This window comes from Pseudomonas sp. I8001, assembly GCF_013385345.1.
GTDB lineage: Bacteria > Pseudomonadota > Gammaproteobacteria > Pseudomonadales > Pseudomonadaceae > Aquipseudomonas.
This window is the reverse complement of sequence record NZ_JACAQC010000007.1, coordinates 336280-355470: the sequence shown is the minus strand read 5'-3', so window position 1 is coordinate 355470 and position 19191 is coordinate 336280. Positions and strand designations below refer to the sequence as shown.

At 60.2% G+C, this 19191-nt stretch carries 19 protein-coding genes; 11 read left to right on the top strand and 8 right to left on the bottom strand.

The features are described 5' to 3' along the window. Window positions 1–154: 154 nt before the first annotated feature. The 5 genes from HX839_RS06185 to HX839_RS06165 all read right to left on the bottom strand — a co-directional run bounded on the left by HX839_RS06185 (window position 155) and on the right by HX839_RS06165 (window position 4102). Entirely contained in the window at window positions 155–472 is a 318-nt protein-coding gene (locus HX839_RS06185; protein ID WP_008438896.1) for a DUF2388 domain-containing protein, read from the bottom strand. Window positions 473–541: 69 nt separating this feature from the next. Then, window positions 542–988, bottom strand: a complete 447-nt coding sequence (locus tag HX839_RS06180; protein WP_008438897.1) for an NfeD family protein — start codon at window positions 986–988, stop codon at window positions 542–544. Between the two features lie 10 nt (window positions 989–998). Continuing rightward, window positions 999–1919 carry an SPFH domain-containing protein gene (locus tag HX839_RS06175; RefSeq protein WP_003213925.1) on the bottom strand — a complete coding sequence of 307 codons (921 nt, stop codon included), beginning with the start codon at window positions 1917–1919 and terminating at the stop codon, window positions 999–1001. A 56-nt stretch (window positions 1920–1975) separates the two neighbouring features. Next, complete coding sequence (locus HX839_RS06170) at window positions 1976–3679, bottom strand: GspE/PulE family protein (RefSeq protein WP_177066860.1); 1704 nt, start codon at window positions 3677–3679, stop codon at window positions 1976–1978. A gap of 84 nt (window positions 3680–3763) precedes the next feature. Then, complete coding sequence (locus HX839_RS06165) at window positions 3764–4102, bottom strand: hypothetical protein (RefSeq protein ID WP_102604088.1); 339 nt, start codon at window positions 4100–4102, stop codon at window positions 3764–3766. A 127-nt stretch (window positions 4103–4229) separates the two neighbouring features. On the opposite strand from HX839_RS06165, the gene HX839_RS06160 reads away from it, so the two are divergent. Further along, complete coding sequence (locus HX839_RS06160) at window positions 4230–4700, top strand: Lrp/AsnC family transcriptional regulator (protein WP_003213920.1); 471 nt, start codon at window positions 4230–4232, stop codon at window positions 4698–4700. A gap of 57 nt (window positions 4701–4757) precedes the next feature. Here HX839_RS06160 and HX839_RS06155 read toward each other — a convergent pair whose 3' ends face one another. After that, a complete protein-coding gene (locus tag HX839_RS06155; RefSeq protein WP_003213918.1) occupies window positions 4758–6125 on the bottom strand; it encodes an inorganic triphosphatase in 1368 nt (455 codons plus the stop codon). A 158-nt stretch (window positions 6126–6283) separates the two neighbouring features. On the opposite strand from HX839_RS06155, the gene argE reads away from it, so the two are divergent. The 10 genes from argE (at window position 6284) to HX839_RS06105 (ending at window position 16739) form a co-directional block, all read left to right on the top strand. Continuing rightward, a complete protein-coding gene (gene argE, locus HX839_RS06150) occupies window positions 6284–7432 on the top strand; it encodes an acetylornithine deacetylase (protein ID WP_003213916.1) in 1149 nt (382 codons plus the stop codon). Between the two features lie 136 nt (window positions 7433–7568). Then, the gene (argA, locus tag HX839_RS06145; RefSeq protein WP_003213914.1) at window positions 7569–8867 is read left to right on the top strand and encodes an amino-acid N-acetyltransferase; all 1299 of its coding nucleotides are present in this window, start codon (window positions 7569–7571) and stop codon (window positions 8865–8867) included. 593 nt (window positions 8868–9460) lie between these two features. Further along, window positions 9461–10819 carry an OprD family porin gene (locus HX839_RS06140; RefSeq protein ID WP_003213912.1) on the top strand — a complete coding sequence of 453 codons (1359 nt, stop codon included), beginning with the start codon at window positions 9461–9463 and terminating at the stop codon, window positions 10817–10819. A 273-nt stretch (window positions 10820–11092) separates the two neighbouring features. After that, complete coding sequence (locus tag HX839_RS06135; protein WP_003213910.1) at window positions 11093–11731, top strand: peroxiredoxin; 639 nt, start codon at window positions 11093–11095, stop codon at window positions 11729–11731. Window positions 11732–12048: 317 nt separating this feature from the next. Continuing rightward, on the top strand, window positions 12049–12642 hold the full coding sequence (ssuE, locus tag HX839_RS06130) for an NADPH-dependent FMN reductase (RefSeq protein ID WP_003213909.1): 594 nt from the start codon (window positions 12049–12051) through the stop codon (window positions 12640–12642). Window positions 12643–12750: 108 nt separating this feature from the next. Next, entirely contained in the window at window positions 12751–13719 is a 969-nt protein-coding gene (locus tag HX839_RS06125; protein WP_003213907.1) for a sulfonate ABC transporter substrate-binding protein, read from the top strand. 25 nt (window positions 13720–13744) lie between these two features. After that, complete coding sequence (ssuD, locus tag HX839_RS06120) at window positions 13745–14893, top strand: FMNH2-dependent alkanesulfonate monooxygenase (protein WP_003213905.1); 1149 nt, start codon at window positions 13745–13747, stop codon at window positions 14891–14893. A 9-nt stretch (window positions 14894–14902) separates the two neighbouring features. Then, window positions 14903–15691, top strand: coding sequence for an aliphatic sulfonate ABC transporter permease SsuC (ssuC, locus tag HX839_RS06115; protein ID WP_008438905.1), 789 nt, complete (start codon window positions 14903–14905; stop codon window positions 15689–15691). After that, the gene (ssuB, locus tag HX839_RS06110) at window positions 15688–16494 is read left to right on the top strand and encodes an aliphatic sulfonates ABC transporter ATP-binding protein (RefSeq protein WP_003213901.1); all 807 of its coding nucleotides are present in this window, start codon (window positions 15688–15690) and stop codon (window positions 16492–16494) included. Before ssuC ends, ssuB begins: the two co-directional genes overlap by 4 nt. Before the next feature lie 29 nt (window positions 16495–16523). Then, window positions 16524–16739: a molybdopterin-binding protein gene (locus HX839_RS06105; protein WP_003213899.1), complete on the top strand. Its 216-nt coding sequence runs from the start codon at window positions 16524–16526 to the stop codon at window positions 16737–16739. Between the two features lie 171 nt (window positions 16740–16910). Here the strand turns inward: HX839_RS06105 and HX839_RS06100 are convergent, their stop codons facing one another. Both HX839_RS06100 and HX839_RS06095 read right to left on the bottom strand, forming a co-directional pair. Then, window positions 16911–17549 carry a TetR/AcrR family transcriptional regulator gene (locus HX839_RS06100; protein WP_008438907.1) on the bottom strand — a complete coding sequence of 213 codons (639 nt, stop codon included), beginning with the start codon at window positions 17547–17549 and terminating at the stop codon, window positions 16911–16913. A 252-nt stretch (window positions 17550–17801) separates the two neighbouring features. Next, window positions 17802–19178: a glutamine synthetase family protein gene (locus HX839_RS06095; RefSeq protein ID WP_003213894.1), complete on the bottom strand. Its 1377-nt coding sequence runs from the start codon at window positions 19176–19178 to the stop codon at window positions 17802–17804. Window positions 19179–19191 lie beyond the last annotated feature (13 nt).

The following is a 19191-nucleotide window of genomic DNA, read 5'->3' as shown; positions in this document are numbered from 1 at the left end:
ACTCAGTCTGAAGGGAATCGATAGCTTGTTGCCGGGCGCGCCTGCAACTCGACAGGACTTTTCCTGTTCAGATGCGGAATCGCCAGCGTCTGGCGTAGGAAATCAGGGCAAAAAAATGCCGCTCTCGAGGAACGGCATTTTTTATGCGGCGGTATTACTCGGAAGCAATGGCGTTTTTTGCCAGGATAGCGTTCGCCAGGTCCATATCCGTGGCCTTGAGGCCAGGGTTATCGGCGCGGACTTTCTGCATCGCAGCTTCCAGGTATGGGCCACGGATGTTGCCGTCACTGGCGACGAAGCTACCGGCGTCGTCCTGGGCGGCGACTACCATTTTGTGGTCCTTGAAGGTCAGGTACGTCGAGCCGGTCGTGGCACCCGATGAGATGACATTACGCCAGAAGCTGTCGGCCATGGCTGAACCGACGGGAAGGGAAAGCACAGCGAGGGTTGCGACAGCATATTTTAGACGCATGATGGGTGACTCCGACTGGGTTATCTGAACAGTTTGATTGTAGATAGCCCAGCCGAGTTCCATGGATGACTAAACAGTTTCAACCTGCAAAATCACGCCTTCCTGACCAATGACACGTACGTGTGCCCCAGCCGGCGCGTCCGGCCCGGATGCCATCCACACACCGTCACCCACCTTGATCTTGCCACGGCCCTCGACGATGGCCTGATGCACCACAAAGGTGCGACCAATCAACTCGGAGCCGCGCATGTTCAGCCCCGGCTGGTCGCTGACCTTGGCGCTGCTGCGCTGGCGTCGCCACCAGTACACCGCCGTGAGGATCGACAGCACGGCGAACAGCAGCAGTTGCCACTCCAGCCCCAGGCTCGGCACCAGGAACTTGATCACGCCCACGGCTGCCGCGGCGATGCCCATCCACAGCAGATAACCACCGGCACCGAACACTTCAAGGATCAACAGCACCGTGCCCAGTGCCAGCCAGTCCCAAAACGACAGGTGCTGCAGGAATTCCCACATGGTGCGTGCCTCAGGCTTTCTTGTTGTCGAAGGTTGCCTTGACGATTTCGCCGATGCCGCCGACTGCGCCAATCACCTGGCTAGCTTCCAGCGGCATCAGGATCACCTTGCTGTTGTTGGCCGAGGCCAGCTTGCCCAGTGCGTCGATGTATTTCTGGGCGACGAAGTAGTTGATGGCCTGCACGTTACCGGTGGCGATGGCTTCCGATACCACTTGAGTGGCGCGGGCTTCGGCCTCGGCCTGACGTTCGCGGGCTTCGGATTCCAGGAAGGCGGCCTGACGACCACCTTCGGCCTCCAGGATCTGCGCCTGCTTCTTGCCTTCGGCGGTCAGGATCGCGGAGGCTCGCAGGCCTTCGGCCTCAAGGATCTGCGCACGCTTGATCCGCTCGGCCTTCATCTGGCCGGACATGGCGGCCATCAGGTCGGCAGGCGGGCTGATGTCCTTGATCTCGATCCGGGTGATCTTGATGCCCCACGGTGCGGTGGCTTCGTCGACGGTGCGCAGCAGTTTTTCGTTGATGCCGTCACGCTGGCTGAGCATCGCATCCAGCTCCATGGAGCCGAGCACGGTACGGATGTTGGTTTGCAACAGGTTGCGGATGGCGTGTTCGAGGTTGTTCACCTCGTAGGCCGCTTGGGCGGTATTGACCACTTGGAAGAAGCACACGGCGTCGATCTGCACCGTGGCGTTGTCAGCGGTGATGACTTCCTGGGGTGGGATATCCAGCACGCTTTCCATCACGTTGATCTTGCGACCGATGCGGTCCATGACCGGAATGATGATGTTCAGGCCGGGCTTGAGGGTGTTGGTGTAGCGGCCGAAGCGCTCGACTGTCCACTGGTAACCCTGCGGGACCACCTTGAAACCCATGAAGAGGATGGCGACGGCCAAGCCTACAAAAAGAAGCAGTACGGTTCCGATCTGCATAACGATTCCTTGTCTGGTGACGGTAAAGCGAGGTTTTTCCGATTGTAACGGTGTTGTCACGGATAAGGACGGATTACCGCGCCATCGATCAAAGGATTTGTTTCTGAATCCCCAGGCGTCACTCGCAGTACCTCTTCAAGTGTTGTCAGTCCTGCCATTACCTTGCGCATACCGGCGGACCGCAAGCTGCACATTCCCTGGTCAAGGGCCGCCAGACGCAGGGCCTGGAGGTCGGTGCCCGGGCTGACCAGGGCCTTGAGGCGATCGTTCATCAGCATGATCTCGTAGACCCCGGCTCGACCCCGATAGCCACTTTCCCGGCACTCGCCGCAACCCACTGCCTGATGGACCTGCCCGGCTTGCCGCTTGCAGTGCGGGCACAACAGCCTGACCAGGCGCTGGGCCATCACCCCCAGCAGCGTGGCATTGATCAGGTAATGGGGAATGCCCAGTTCCAGCAAGCGGCTGATGGCGCCGGGCGCATCGTTGGTGTGCAACGTCGACAGCACCAGATGCCCGGTCAGGGCGGCCTGGATCGCCATTTCTGCGGTTTCCAGGTCGCGAATCTCGCCGATCATGATGATGTCCGGGTCCTGGCGCATCAGGGCGCGGATGCCGCTGGCGAAGGTCAGGTCGATGTTGTGCTGCACCTGCATCTGGTTGAAGGCCGGCTCCACCATCTCGATCGGGTCTTCGACGGTGCACAGGTTGACCTCGCGAGTGGCCAATTGCTTGAGCGTGGTGTACAGCGTGCTGGTCTTGCCGGAACCGGTAGGGCCGGTGACCAGGATGATGCCGTTGGCCTGGCCGGTCATGGATTGCCAGCGTTGCAGGTCGTCGTTGGAAAGTCCCAGTTGCTGGAAATCCTTGTGCAGCACCTGTGGGTCAAAAATTCGCATCACCAGCTTTTCGCCGAAGGCTATGGGCAAGGTCGACAGGCGCAGTTCCACTTCCCCGCCCGTGGGGCTTTTGGTCTTCACCCGGCCGTCCTGGGGTTTGCGTTTTTCCGCCACGTTCATCCGGCCCAGGCTTTTCAGGCGGCTGACCACCGCCATCGTCACCTGGGATGGGAATTGATAGACATCATGCAGCAGCCCGTCGATGCGAAAACGCACGCGCCCCTGATCGCGTCCGGGTTCGAGATGGATATCACTGGCCCGCTGGCCAAAGGCGTACTGCAACAGCCAGTCGACGATGTTGACGATGTGCGCGTCGTTGGCGTCGGGCTCCTGGTCGTTGGCGCCGAGATTGAGCAGTTGTTCGATATTCGGCGCGCCGGAGGTTTTTTGATCAATGGCGCCGCTGACCGATTTCGCCAGTCGGTAAAACTCCACGGTGCAGCGCTGGATCTCCTGGGGATTGGCCAGCACCCGCTTGATGGAGCGCTTCAACACCTGAGCCAGGCCGGCTTCCCAACTGCTCACGAAAGGCTGGGCGCTGGCGACGGTAACGCTGTGGGCGTCGACCGCAACGGCCAGGATCTTGTGGCGCTGGGCAAAGGCATAGGACATCAGCGGCACCACCGCCGCGACGTCGATTTTCAACGGGTCGATACGCAGGTAGGGCTGGCCGCAGTGGCGGGCGAGCCATTCGGTCAGCATTTCCAGAGACGGCCCCTGGCGGGCAATGCATTCCAGGGGATGCAGCCCACTGTTCGCCGGTAGAGCCAGGTCGGCGGGCACCAGGCCCTGGTCGATCAGGGCAGGCAACAACTGATGGATTTCCAGCCAGCGATCCTGCGGATTTGGCGCAACGGACATGGTGACGTTCCTGGGCAACGATTAGGCGTAGTCCTCAGGCTAGTCACCCTTTGCGCCTCGGCCTCCGGGGTTTATTGCAGGCTTTTACTGAGCGGCCGCCTGGACCGCCAGAGGCCGCGCAGCATCTGCCGGGCGCAGCTCCAGCGAGCACACACTGATCAGGTTACGAAGTTTTTCGCCGATCACCTGGGCCCGGTGCCAGCTCAGGCCATCCATCACGATATCGATCGCCAGCAGGTCGTCTTCACGCTGCACGCTCACCTGACGTGGCACCAGGAACTGCAGGGCAAAATAGTTGAGCACCCGGCACAACACGTCGGGTTCAGCCTCGGCGAGGATTTGATAGTGCGCCTGGCAGTGGGCATTGCTGACGGCCCAGGCGTCAACGCGTTGGGCGGGGTGGGAGGCTTCGACGACGTGCATGATGATTCTCCGGATTCGACTGGAGAAATTTTTGCATTCGTCGCGGGAGATTTCTTATCTAAAACAGCCTGTATTGGCTTATAAGAGAATCATGTAATTCTTTAAATCATGATTAATGGGTATTTTTATGCACGCTGAACTGGACGTGTACGACCGGCGCATTCTCGCGCTGTTGCAGGAAGACGCTTCGCTCTCCAGCGCGCAGATCGCCGAACAGGTCGGCCTGTCGCAGTCGCCGTGCTGGCGCCGGATTCAGCGGCTGAAAGAGGAGGGTGTGATTCGCGGCCAGGTCACCCTGCTGGATCGCAAGAAAATCGGCCTTAATACGCAGATTTTTGCCGAGGTGAAACTCAACGCCCACGGCCGTTCCAACTTCACTGAGTTCACCGAGGCGATTCGCGGTTTTCCGCAAGTGCTGGAATGTTATGTGCTGATGGGCGCGGTGGACTTTTTACTGCGGATCGTCACGTCGGACATTGAAGCGTATGAGCGGTTTTTCTTTGAGAAGCTGTCGATGGTGCCGGGGATTCAGGAGGTCAACTCGATAGTGGCCTTGTCGGAGATCAAGTCCACCACGAGTTTGCCGGTGTTGCGCTGATAGTTGCCATGGCCTGACTTGAGTGGCGAGGGAGCAAGCTCCCTCGCCACAAGGGTTTTACAGGCGCAGCAGGGTTTTCCAAGCGCGATTCTGATACACCGCAATCGCCTGATGCATCCGCGCATCCAGCGACTCATCGGTGATCGGCTGGTTGGCCAGGTGCGCCAGCTTGTTCAGCTCGCCATACAAACGGTCCAGCTCGGCGATATCCAGCACCTGGCGTGCATGGTGCAGCCAGGCCAGGATGCGTTCGATACGCGGCAGTTGCTCGGCCAGGTCTTCCGGCTGTTGCTGGTAGCGCGGCAGTTGCAGGGCAACGGCGTCATCGGCCAGCAGGCGCGGCAGCCAGTTGGCCAGCTGTGCAGCGCCCTGGCGATTGCCACGCACGTTGCGATCCGCGGCCCAGGTGCGGGCCAGCAGCCAGCGGGAAGTGGTCAGGGAGAACAAACCCCAGCGCACGTCTTCCAGTTCTTCGGCGAACTGCTCCGGCGCGGCCTTGCGGATGTCTTCATCGTCGTCACCGGCCTGGACCAGCGGACGCCAGTCTTCCAGCAAGGCGTCCAGTGCGGCGCGCAATTCGCTAGTGGACTGACGCGGTGCGGCCTGGCCGAGGCTGCCGAGCAGGGCCCGCAGTTCGCCGAGGTTTTCCACCCAGTCCTGCAGCAGGCGCCAGTGGCCGTTGAAACGGTATTGCTCGGCCAGGCGCTGGCTGCTGCCCAACAGATGCCACATGACGGCAGCAAATGCGTCGTCCAGCGGCATTTCGGCGTGCAGCACCGGTGCCGGCAGGCTCAGGGAGTAGCTGTTGGCGTCGAACAGGCGATAGCCACGCTCGGCCTTGCTGATATCGCACGGCATCAGCGCCAGGGTCGCGGCCAGTTCAGCGGCCAGCTCCAGCAGGGCGGCCGGGTCGCCTTCGCGCAGTTCCAGTTCCAGCTCGCAGATTTCTTCTTTCTGCTTGCCGGCAACCACGTGGCCCAGGTCCAGGGCGGCTTCGATCACCACCTTGGCCTTGCCGCGGCCCCAGGCGATTTCAGCGCGTTCGCGGACGAAATCGGTGGTGAAGATCGGCTTGAGGGTCTTTTTGTCCAGCTCGGCCAGTTGTTCGGGCCAGCATTCGCCGTCGAGTTTCTTCACGTCGAGCTTGGCTTTGGCCAGGTCCCAGTTGTACTCATTGCGTTCCGACAAGCCGGCGACGCTCTGGCCACGGGTCTTGAGGGTCTGGATCACTTCGTCGCCGTCTTTGCGCAGGCGCAGGGCCACTTTGGCCTGGGCCAGGTCGCGTTCCGGGGTGTCGAAGTACTGGTTCATCAACTCACGGCGTTCCCAGCCACTTTTGTTGCGTTTTTTCAGTAACGGGTGCTCACGCAGCGCGGCGAGGGTTTCGCGGCTGACACGGAGCTTGATTTCGGTTTCTTTCTGCATGGCCGGAAAATCCAGGATCGGGAGCGCAGCCGGGGAAAAGAGTGGCTGCCAAGGTCGTGCAGTGTACAGGACTGAGCCCGGCAACGTGCCGCAACGGTTTATTGTGTCACTCAGATAGCTCTATGATGGGGTTCGTCCGGGAAGTTGAGAGACAGCGCATGCCTTTACCGTCCATGAAAGAACAATTCGCCGCGCTGATTGCCGCGCCTTCGGTCAGTTGTACCCAGGCCTCTCTCGACCAATCCAACCGCCCGGTCATCGATTTGCTCGCCACCTGGCTGGCAGACCTGGGCTTTGCCTGCGACATCCAGCAGGTCAGCCCAGGCAAATTCAACCTGTTGGCCAGTTTCGGCACCGGCCCTGGCGGCCTGGTGCTGGCGGGCCACAGTGACACCGTGCCGTACGACGGCGCCCTATGGCAGACCGATCCGCTCAAGCTGACGGAAGTCGACGGCCGCTGGGTAGGACTGGGCAGCTGTGACATGAAGGGCTTTTTCGCCCTGGTGATCGAAGCCGTCCAGCCGTTGCTCGACCAGCCTTTCAAGCAGCCGCTGCTGATTCTTGCTACCTGCGATGAAGAAAGCTCCATGGCCGGTGCTCGTGCACTGGCCGAGGCGGGTCGTCCCTTGGGCCGTGCGGCGGTGATCGGTGAACCCACCGGCCTCAAACCCATCCGCCTGCACAAGGGCGTAATGATGGAGCGCATCGATATCCTCGGGCGCAGCGGCCATTCGTCGGACCCAAGCCTGGGCCACAGCGCCCTCGAAGCCATGCATGACGCCATTGGCGAACTGCGTGGCCTGCGCCTGGCCTGGCAGCGCGAATACCGCAATCCGCAGTTCAGCGTGCCGCAGCCGACCATGAACTTCGGCTGCATCCACGGTGGCGACAACCCCAACCGCATCTGCGGCCAATGCTCCCTGGAATTCGACCTGCGGCCCCTGCCGGGCATGGATCCCCAGGTGCTGCGCGCTGCCATCCGGCAGAAGCTCGAACCCTTGGCCGAGCGCCATCAGGTGAAGATCGACTATGCGCCGCTGTTCCCCGAAGTGCCGCCGTTCGAGCAGGCCGAGGATGCAGAGTTGGTGCGGGTAGCTGAACGACTTACCGGTCATCGCGCCGAAGCAGTGGCGTTCGGCACCGAAGCGCCTTATCTTCAGCGCCTTGGTTGCGAGACCCTGGTGCTTGGCCCTGGCGATATCGCCTGCGCCCACCAGCCAGGCGAGTACCTTGAAATGTCACGCTTGACGCCTACAGTGCGTCTATTGCGTGAACTGATTCAACATTACTGCCTGACACCTGCATAAATTAACCCCTGCCCATCCGTACATAGAAGGAGAGCGAGCGTGTCGCCAAGCCTGTTCCGACGATAACCAACAGCCCGCTGTGCGTTTTTGCGATTCATCCATTTTTGGCTGCTTTTTATTACAGGCCCAGGTTTTTATGCCCGAATACGTCAATTGGCTTCGTCACGCTTCGCCTTACATCAATGCCCACCGGGATTGCACTTTTGTCGTCATGCTGCCGGGCGATGGTGTAGAGCACCCGAACTTCGGCAATATCGTCCACGACCTGGTGCTGCTCCACAGCCTGGGCGTGCGACTGGTGCTGGTCCACGGTTCGCGCCCGCAAATTGAAACCCGCCTCGCCGCCCGCGGCCTGACCCCGGCTTACCACGAAGGCTTGCGCATCACCGATGCCGCAACCCTGGAGTGCGTGATCGATGCGGTCGGCCATCTGCGTATCGCCATCGAAGCGCGGTTGTCGATGGACATGGCGTCCTCGCCGATGCAGGGCTCGCGCCTGCGTGTGGCCAGCGGCAACCTGGTGACGGCGCGCCCGATCGGTGTGCTTGAAGGCGTCGACTATCACCACACCGGCGAAGTGCGCCGGGTCGACCGCAAGGGCATCAACCGCCTGCTGGACGAGCGCTCCATCGTGCTGCTGTCGCCGCTGGGCTACTCGCCTACCGGCGAAATCTTCAACCTCGCCTGTGAAGACGTCGCCACCCGCGCGGCCATCGACCTGGGCGCGGACAAGTTGCTGCTGTTCGGTGCCGATCTCGGCCTGATCGACGAGCACGGCCGCCTGGTGCGTGAATTGCGGCCGCAACAGGTGCCCGCGCACCTGCAACGCCTGGGCAACAACTACCAAGCCGAATTGCTGGACGCGGCCGCCGAGGCTTGCCGTGGCGGCGTAGGGCGCAGCCACATTGTCAGTTATGCCGAAGATGGTGCCTTGCTGACCGAGCTGTTCACCCGGGACGGCGGCGGTACGCTGGTGGCCCAGGAACAGTTCGAACTGGTGCGCGAAGCGGCGATTGAAGACGTCGGCGGGTTGCTGGACCTGATCAGCCCGCTGGAAGAGCAGGGGATTCTGGTGCGTCGTTCCCGGGAAGTGCTGGAGCGGGAAATCGAACAGTTCAGCGTGGTGGAACGTGAAGGCATGATCATCGCCTGTGCGGCGCTGTATCAGATCGCCGACTCCGACGCAGGCGAGCTGGCGTGCCTGGCCGTGAACCCGGAGTACCGTCATGGCGGTCGCGGTGACGAGCTGCTGGAGCGCATCGAGACCCGTGCCCGGGCCCAGGGTTTGAAGACGCTCTTCGTGCTGACGACCCGTACCGCCCACTGGTTCCGCGAACGTGGTTTTGTGCCGAGCACGGTGGATCGCCTGCCGTCGGCGCGGGCGTCGTTATACAACTATCAGCGTAATTCGAAGATTTTCGAAAAGGCGTTGTAAGCCTGAAGGGGCGAGGGGGCAATCCTCTCGCCTGTCACTTCGGCGAGTCATGCTCCTCGGCGGACGCATCGGCCCTGAACACAGGGTTTGCCAATTTATACATATAACTGACATCAAAGTGACATTATCACCGGGTACGGTGAGGTGGATTGCTGGGACGGCAGAAAAGTTTCATCGATACAAAAACTGTAACAAATTGACGGAATGATGTGCGTTTGGCCATGATGGCGTCGCGTTTTTGATCGTGAGTGACGTATGACCCCGTTTGGTCAACACAAAACGATCTAAAAAAGCGCAAAGACATACTCTTTCGGAAAACGCTTATGGAGCGGCATCGCCTGTCGGCTTGACCGTCCCATGGAAAGCGTTATTCCTGAATGGTATGAAAAAGGACGAAACAATTCTTTTTGGGTGTATGAAAAACTCATTACCCTGCAAGGACCAAATTAACTGCGGTTAGACGAAAGTAGTAGACACACAAGGTTACGATTGACTTGTCAGTCACTATCCGGTGCTAATCGCGCATCTGTGGATCGAGGGCGTCAGACCCGAGACCTAAGAAATACAAAAATTAGAAATGAGAGGAGCGGTACATGAAGAAGTCAACATTGGCGTTGGCCGTAGCTTTGGGGGCAATCGCCCAACAAGCAGGCGCCGCTGGTTTTATCGATGACAGCAAGATCACGCTGGGCGTACGTAACTTTTACATCAACACCGACAACCGCGATCTGAAGCCATCGGCTACCTCGAACACCCGCAGCAAAAACGCTGAATGGGGTCAGGGTTTCGACCTGCGTTTCATCTCGGGTTTTACCCAAGGTACTGTGGGCTTCGGTCTTGACGCCATCGGCCTGTACGGCGTGCGTCTGGATTCCAGCCGCGCTGATCACGGTAACTACACTGGTACTGCTTCCGGCGGCACCGTGTTCCCAAGTGATGGCAACAAGGCCGTTCACGATTTCGCCAGCCTGGGCGTGACCGGTAAGGTCAAGATCTCCCAAACCGTGCTGAAGATCGGTACCTTGCAGCCGAACAACCCGGTGATCAAGACCAACGACGGTCGTCTGTTGCCACAAACCTTCCAGGGCGGCGAGATCTCTTCGAACGAGTTCAAGGACCTGACCCTGACTGCTGGTCAGATCGAGCACTCCAAAGGCCGTAACTCCAGCAACAATGAAGGTCTGTCCCTGGCCGGTGCCAACGGCAGCTCGAACTACGACGCTGGTAACTTCGTCAACAAGTTCTACTACGCCGGTGCTGACTACAAAATCAACAAAGACCTGACCGCTTCGTACTACTTCGGCGAGCTGAAGGATTTCTACTCTCAGAACTTCCTGGGCCTGGTCCACAACTGGGCGATCGGTCCTGGCGTCCTGAAAAGTGACCTGCGCTACTACCGCAGCCGTGACAACGGTGCCAACGGTGATACTGCCGGTTACTACACCTCCGGCTACTACTCGGATCATCCGACCAACGCCACCAAGGTCAAAGGTAAGGTCGACAACGACCTGTACAGCTACCTGGCGCTGTACTCGGTTGCCGGTCACACCTTCGGTGCTGGCTACCAGTACACCAAGGGCGACAGCGACTTCCCTTGGCTGAACCAAGGTGACGGCTCGTCTAACAGCACCATCACCGACATGCAAATCCAGAAGTTTGCCCGTGCTGGCGAACGTACCTGGCAAGCTCGCTACGCCTATGACTTCGCCAAGATCGGCGTACCTGGCCTGACTGCCGGTGTGGTTTACCTCAAAGGTAGCAACATCGACACCACCGTCGGCGAGCGTAACGAGTGGGAACGCGACCTGACCCTGGCTTACGTTGTTCCAGAAGGTCCGCTGAAAAACCTGGGCGTTGCCTGGAAAAACGCGATGTGGCGTACCGACCTGGCGAACACCCGTTCCCAGGACGAAAACCGCGTAATCCTCAGCTACACCTACGCGTTCAAGTAAGAGCGTAAAACCTTGCCCGGCGCAATGCCGGGCAGGGTGCTTTACTTTTCAAGCCGGGCTCAACCCCCGCAAGCCCGTCCTGAACCCCTCTTTGTACAGCGTCTCAAGGCCTTCTCGAACCTTGAAGCAGATGTTGATCCACGCCCGTTGCCAAGTCCAATGAACAGATTTTTAATATTCCTTTATCGTCTAGATAAATCGATATTTATTCTTTTTAAATAATCCGCGACACAGGCACAGTGGGCTCCATAAGCACTCATCAGGAGCCACACCATGAGCCTCAGACTGGGCGACATCGCCCCCGACTTTGAACAGGATTCCAGCGCCGGCAAGATTCGCTTCCACGAGTGGCTGGGCGATAGCTGGGGCGTGCTGTTTTCCCACCCGGCGGACTTCACCCCGGTGTGCACCACCGAGCTGGGTTTCACCGCCAAGCTCAAGGATGAATTCGCCAAGCGGGGCGTCAAGGCCATTGCGCTGTCGGTGGACCCGGTGGACTCCCACCACAAGTGGATCGAAGACATCAACGAAACCCAGAACACCATCGTCAACTTCCCGATCCTGGCCGACGCTGACCGCAAGGTCTCCGACCTGTACGACCTGATCCACCCGAATGCCAGTGACACCCTTACCGTGCGTTCGCTGTTCGTGATTGATCCGAACAAAAAGATTCGCCTGACCATCACCTACCCGGCCAGCACCGGTCGCAACTTCCACGAAATCCTGCGGGTGATCGACTCGCTGCAACTGACCGACAACCACAAAGTCGCGACCCCGGCCAACTGGCAGGACGGTGACGAAGTGGTGATAGTGCCGTCGCTCAAGGACGAGGAAGAGATCAAGAAACGCTTTCCGAAGGGTTACCGGGCGGTGAAGCCGTACCTGCGGCTCACCCCTCAACCGAATCGCTGACACACAACCACATGTGGGAGCGGGCTTGCTCGCGAATGCGCACTGTCAGTTGATGCATCTTTGAATGACACACCGCTTTCGCGAGCAAGCCCGCTCCCACACTTGCGCGCATTTCAAGTCTCACATAGCAGGGGTTTTAAGGCCGTTTCGACGGCCTTTTTTTATGCCTGCGATTTAGTCGGCAGCATATGCATTTAAAGAATAAACAAATGAAAAAATAAGATTTATAGATATATAAATTGGCTGATATGGTCTGTCCCATCTTGGCGCCATCGCCACATAGCGAACCGCCGACACTTTCCAAAGGAATTTCCTACATGCTGGTCGTAACACTTGGTGGTAGCCCCAGCCAACGTTCCCGGTCCGGGGTCTTGCTGGATCACACCCGCAACTGGTTGCAGCAACAAGGCGTGGAAGTGGTGAGTTATCAGATACGGGACTTCCCGGCCGAAGACTTGCTGCACGCGCGGTTCGATAGCCCGAAAATCATCGACCTGTTGCAGCAAGTGGCGAACGCCGATGGCCTGGTGATTGCCACGCCGGTGTACAAGGCTTCGTTTTCCGGCGCGCTGAAAACCATCCTCGACCTGCTGCCTGAACGCGCCCTGGCCCACAAAATAGTGTTGCCGATGGCCACCGGCGGCAGCATCGCCCACATGCTCGCGGTGGACTACGCGCTGAAGCCGGTGCTGTCGGCATTGAAAGCCCAGGAATTGCTCCACGGGATTTTCGCCGAAGACAGCCAGATCGCCTACGGCGAAGGCAGCGCCCAGGCGCAACTGGTGCCGGTGCTGGAACAACGCTTGAGCGAGGCTTTGGAGACGTTCTACAGCGCCATGGCCCGCCGCCCGAAACCCCTTGACCCCAATGTGTTGAATGAACGTTTGTTGAGTGCTCGCTGGAGCATTTAAGCCTTACCCAGCTTTACCTGAATTCGACAAGTACTACTCACCTTACTCAGCCGCCAACGGCCAAGCAGGTGCAGCCAACCCCCTAATCGTATATTTGGAGAGAGCGCCATGCGCACTGTCATCTTGCGTCGTGGTCTGGTCGCACTGTTTGCTGCGGCTGTGTCCTTCGGTGCCATTGTTCAAGCCCAGGCCGCCGAAACCTTGCGGATCGGCTATCAGAAATACGGCACCCTGGTGCTGCTCAAGGCCAAGGGTTCGCTGGAAAAGCGCCTGGCCGAGCAGGGCGTGCAAGTGCAGTGGACCGAGTTTCCCGGCGGCCCGCAGCTGCTGGAAGGATTGAACGTAGGCTCCATCGACTTCGGCGTGACGGGTGAAACCCCGCCAGTGTTCGCCCAGGCTGCCGGTGCCGATCTGCTCTACGTCGCCTATGAACCGCCGGCGCCTACCAGCGAAGCGATCCTGGTACCGAAAGACTCGCCGATCAAATCGGTGCAAGACCTCAAGGGCAAGAAAGTCGTCCTCAATAAAGGCTCCAACGTGCACTACCTGCTGGTACGTGCCCTGGAAGATGCCGGCCTGAAATACACCGACGTGCAGACCGTGTTCCTTCCGCCCGCCGATGCCCGCGCCGCGTTCGAGCGTGGCAGCGTCGATGCCTGGGTGATCTGGGACCCGTACCAGGCAGCCGCCGAGAAGCAACTGCAAGCCCGCACCCTGCGTGACGGCACCGGCATTGCCGACAACCATCAGTTCTACCTGGCCACCAAGCCGTACGCCGAAAAACACCCTGAAGTGATCAAGACGCTGGTGGAAGAAGTCCGCGCCGTGGGCGAATGGTCCAAGGCCAACCCGGAACAAGTCACCGAACAAGTTGCTCCGCTGCTGGGCCTGCCGGCCGACATCACCCTGACCTCGGTAAAACGCCAGGGCTACGGTGCGCAGTTCCTGACGCCTGAAGTGATCGCGGCGCAGCAGAAAATCGCCGACAGCTTCTACCAACTCAAATTGATCCCCAAACCCTTGAGCATCAAGGACGTGATCTGGACACCACCTGCCGCCGTTGCCAAAGCGCCGTAATCCGACTTCTTCAGGAGACAACTCCATGAGCCTCAATATTTTCTGGTTTCTGCCTACCCACGGCGACGGCCATTACCTTGGCACCGCCGAAGGCGCTCGCGCCGTTGATCACGGCTACTTGCAGCAAGTGGCCCAGGCGGCCGACCGCCTTGGCTTCGGCGGGGTACTGATCCCCACCGGCCGCTCCTGCGAGGATTCGTGGCTGGTGGCGGCGTCGCTGATCCCGGTGACCCAACGCTTGAAATTCCTTGTCGCGCTGCGCCCCGGGATCATTTCCCCGACGGTGGCTGCGCGTCAGGCCGCGACCCTGGATCGTCTGTCCGGCGGCCGGGCGTTGTTCAACCTGGTGACCGGTGGAGACCCGGATGAATTGGCCGGCGACGGTTTGTTCCTGAGCCATGAAGAGCGTTACCAGGCCTCGGTGGAGTTCACCCGCATCTGGCGCCGCGTACTGGAAGGCGAGACCGTCGATTACGACGGCCAGCACATCAGCGTCAAAGGCGCCAAGTTGCTCTATCCGCCGATCCAGCAACCGCGCCCGCCGCTGTATTTCGGTGGCTCCTCCGAAGCGGCCCAGGACCTGGCAGCCGAACAAGTGGAAATGGTACTGACCTGGGGCGAGCCTCCGGCTGCGGTGGCGGAAAAGATTGCACAGGTTCGCGCCAAGGCCGCCAAGCTCGGACGTACCCTGCGCTTCGGCATTCGCCTGCATGTGATCGTGCGTGAAACCAACGCCGAAGCCTGGCAGGCCGCCGACAAACTGATCTCCCATGTGGACGATGAAACCATCGCCCGCGCCCAGGCGTCGTTGTCGCGCTTTGATTCCGTAGGCCAGCAACGCATGGCCGCCTTGCACGGCGGCAGCCGCGACAACCTGGAAGTCAGCCCCAACCTGTGGGCGGGCGTAGGCCTGGTACGCGGTGGCGCCGGCACGGCACTGGTGGGCGATGGCCCGACCGTGGCCGCGCGGGTGAAGGAATACGCGGACCTCGGTATCGACACCTTTATCTTCTCCGGCTATCCACACCTGGAAGAGTCGTATCGCGTAGCGGAGTTGCTGTTCCCGCATCTGGACATCGAGCGTCCCGAGTTGCCGAAAGGCGCCGGCTACGTCAGCCCGTTCGGCGAAATGGTCGCCAACGACATTCTTCCCAAAGCTGCGTCCCAGAGCTGAGGCGCCGCCATGAACCTTGAAAAGTTAAGTCATCGATTGGCGCCCTGGGCGCTGCCGATCCTGTTGCTGGCGGTATGGCAGCTGTCCGTCTCGGCCGGCTGGTTGTCGACGCGCATTCTGCCGGCACCCAGCGCGGTGATCGAAGCGGGTGTCAGCCTGGTGCGCAGCGGCGAAATCTGGACCCACCTGGCCATCAGCGGCTGGCGTGCGGGCCTGGGCTTTGTGATCGGCGGCAGCATCGGCCTGACCCTGGGTTTTATTACCGGCCTGTCGACCTGGGGTGAACGCCTGCTGGACAGCTCGGTGCAGATGATCCGCAACGTGCCGCACCTGGCGCTGATCCCGCTGGTGATCCTGTGGTTCGGCATCGACGAGACGGCGAAGATATTCCTGGTCGCCCTCGGCACGCTGTTCCCGATCTATCTCAATACTTACCACGGCATCCGCAACGTCGACCCGGCGCTGGTGGAAATGGCCCGCAGTTATGGCCTGTCCGGTTTCAGCCTGTTTCGCCAAGTGATTTTGCCGGGCGCCTTGCCTTCGATTCTGGTGGGCGTGCGCTTCGCGCTGGGCTTTATGTGGCTGACGTTGATCGTCGCGGAAACCATCTCCGCCAGTTCCGGTATCGGCTACCTGGCGATGAACGCCCGGGAATTCCTGCAGACCGACGTGGTGGTCCTGGCGATCGTGCTTTACGCGGTCCTCGGCAAGCTGGCAGACCTGGCGGCGCGAGGCCTGGAGCGAGTCTGGCTGCGCTGGCACCCGGCTTATCAAGTGAATAAAGGAGGTGCGGCATGACCGCTCAACAACCTCCACGCCTGCTGCGGGGCATTCCCCTGGCAGTGCGCAAGTTGCGCAAGGCTTTCGGTTCGCGGGAAGTGCTGAAGGAAATCGACCTGCATATTCCTGCCGGTCAATTCGTGGCGGTCGTGGGCCGCAGTGGCTGCGGCAAAAGTACCTTGCTGCGCCTGCTGGCCGGGCTGGACAAAGCCAGCGGCGGCGAACTGCTCGCCGGCTCCGCGCCGCTGAGCGAAGCGATTGAAGACACGCGGTTGATGTTCCAGGAAGCGCGCCTGCTGCCGTGGAAAAAGATCATCGACAACGTGGGTCTTGGCCTCAAGGGCAACTGGCGCCCGCAGGCACTGGAAGCGCTGGAAGCGGTCGGCCTGGCCGAGCGCGCCAATGAATGGCCGGCGGCGTTGTCCGGTGGCCAGAAGCAGCGCGTGGCCCTGGCCCGCGCCCTGATCCACCAACCGCGCCTGTTGCTGCTGGACGAACCGCTGGGGGCGCTGGATGCCCTGACCCGGATCGAGATGCAGCAACTGATCGAGAACCTCTGGCAGAAGCACGGCTTCACCGTGTTGCTGGTGACCCACGACGTCAGCGAAGCCGTGGCCATTGCCGACCGGGTGATTTTGATCGAAGACGGCGAAATCGGCCTCGACCTGCACGTGGAACTCCCACGTCCGCGGGTGCGTGGCTCCCACCGCCTGGCGGCGCTGGAAACCGAAGTGCTTAACCGTGTGTTGTCGCTGCCCGGCACCCCGCCGGAACCCGAACCTGTTTCACCGCTGCCTACGCAATTGCGTTGGGCTCAATAACTCACTTGTCTTACACAGGAAGAACGACCATGACTATCAAAGCCATCAACGTGCGTAACCAGTTCAAAGGCACCATCAAGGAAATCGTCGAAGGCGACGTGCTGTCGGAAATCGACGTACAGACCGCGTCCGGCATCGTCACTTCCGTGATCACCACCCGCTCGGTGAAAGAGCTGGAACTGGTGATCGGCAGTGAAGTGATTGCCTTCGTGAAATCCACCGAGGTGTCGATCGCCAAGTTGTGATCAATGGTTCGCACAAACCCCGAAGGTGAAAGCCTGTCGGGGTTTTTGTCGTTCTCAAGATTGCTTTCGCGAGCAAGCCCGCTCCCACATTTGACCGAGTTCTACCTTTGGAATACGGTCGAATGTGGGAGCGGGCTTGCTCGCGAAGAGGCCCGGACAGGCAACAAAAAATCAGAGCGCAGCCACCCGCTTGGGCAAGAACCCCGGCAGATAAAGCCCCACATACGCATCAAACACCCGCATGCCTTCCTCGGCCATGCGCGGGGTGATTTGCCCATGCTGATGCACCGAGCGCGCGTAGACGCGGTCGCTCAGTTCCAGGGCCAGGGCAAACACGTCGACATCGGCGGGCAGGCTCGGCACCTCGAAGTGCCGGTTGAACACCTCAAACATCAGGTTTCCCAGCTCCAGGTCGTGCTGGCGGTCGGCCTGTGTCACTTCGGTCAACCCGTGCTGGGCCAGGATCAATTGGCGGGCGGCGGCGTCGTTGCTGTAGATGCTGAGCATGCGCTGCTCCACCACGCAGGACAGGTCGCGCCAGTGCTTGAGTGAATCATGATCGATGGGCGCCTGAATGGCCGCGCGAAAGGCCGCATGAACGTCAGCGGTCAGCGCCTCCAGCAACGCCGGCACGCTGGCGAAGAAGTGATACACCGATGACGGTGGAATCTGCGCCCGCTCGGCCACGCTGTAGATCGACAGGCTGGCCACGCCTTCGGCGGCCAGCAAGGTGCGGGCGGCATCGAGGATCGCGTCGATCCGGGCCTGGCTGCGGGCGCGGGGTTTGCGAGGAGTGGCAGGGCGATTCATTGAAGTCTCCTACAGGGCAGCGGGCATTGTACGCAGAGCCACTGGATGATCCATACCCTGTGGCGAGGGAGCTTGCTCCCGCTGGACTGCGCAGCAGGCCCAAGACCTGCACCTCGGTTCCGCCTGAAAGAACCCGGTGTTCTTATTGGGGCCGCTTCGCAGCCCGGCGGGAGCAGGCTCCCTCGCCACAACAGCCATAAAAAAACGCCGTAGGCCAAAGGCCTGCGGCGTTCTTTTTAGCCCGGCAACCGCTTACACGGTATGCAGGTACCAGTTGTACTCAAGGTCGGAGATGGAGTGTTCGAACTCCTCCAGCTCACTTTCCTTACAGGCGACGAAGATATCGATGTATTTAGGATCGATGTACTTGGCCATCACCTCGCTGTCGTCCAGCTCGCGCAGGGCATCACGCAGGTTGTTCGGCAGGCTCTGTTCGTTCTGCTCGTAGCTGTTGCCTTCCACCGGTGCGCCAGGCTCGATCTTGTTGGTCAGGCCGTGATGCACGCCCGCCAATACCGAAGCCATCAGCAGGTAAGGGTTGGCATCAGCCCCGGCCACACGGTGTTCGATACGTACGGCGTCGGACGAGCCGGTCGGTACGCGAATCGCCACGGTGCGGTTATCCAGGCCCCAGCACGGCGAGTTCGGCACGTAGAACTGTGCGCCGAAACGACGGTAGGAGTTGACGTTAGGGCACAGGAACGCCATTTGGGCGGGTAGGGTCTCCAGCACACCGCCGATCGCGTGACGCAATGCGGCGTTCTGCTCGGGATCCTCGCTGGCAAAGATGTTCTTGCCGTCCTTGTCCAGGATCGAAATGTGCACGTGTAGGCCGTTGCCTGCCTGGCCCGGGTAAGGCTTGGCCATGAAGGTGGTGTCCATCTCATGGTCGTAGGCGATGTTCTTGATCAAGCGCTTGAGCAGTACCGCGTAGTCGCAGGCCTTTATAGGGTCGGCAACGTGGTGCAGGTTCACTTCGAACTGCGCCGGGGCACTTTCCTTGACGATGGCGTCGGCAGGGATGCCTTGCTCTTTTGCACCTTCCAGAATGTCCTGGAGGCAGTCGACGTATTCGTCGAGGTCGTCGATCAGGTAGACCTGTGTCGAGTGCGGGCGTTTGCCGGAGATCGGCGAGCGGGGCGGTTGTGGCCGGCCATTCACGTTCTCCTGGTCAATCAGGTAGAACTCCAGCTCGAATGCGGCGCAGATGGTCAGACCGAGGTCGTCAAATTTGCTTACAACTTGGCGGAGTACTTCGCGAGGATCGGCGAAGAAAGGTTCACCTTCGAGTTCGTGCATGGTCATCAGCAGTTGCGCGGTTGGGCGCTTTTGCCAGGGTTCATTGCACAGGGTGTCGGGGATTGGATAACAGATTCGGTCAGCATCACCGATGTCCAGACCCAGGCCGGTGCTTTCCACCGTTGAGCCGTTGATATCCAGGGCAAATAGAGAGGCAGGCAGGTTAATGCCCTTCTCGTAAACCTTGTGGAGGCTGGTGCGTTCGATGCGCTTGCCGCGCACCACACCATTCATATCCGCAATTAGAAGGTCTACGTACAGAACCTCAGGATGATCCTTAAGGAACGCGTTCGCTTCGTTAAGCTGAACGGCACGCGGGGGTACCGACATGATGCAACACCTT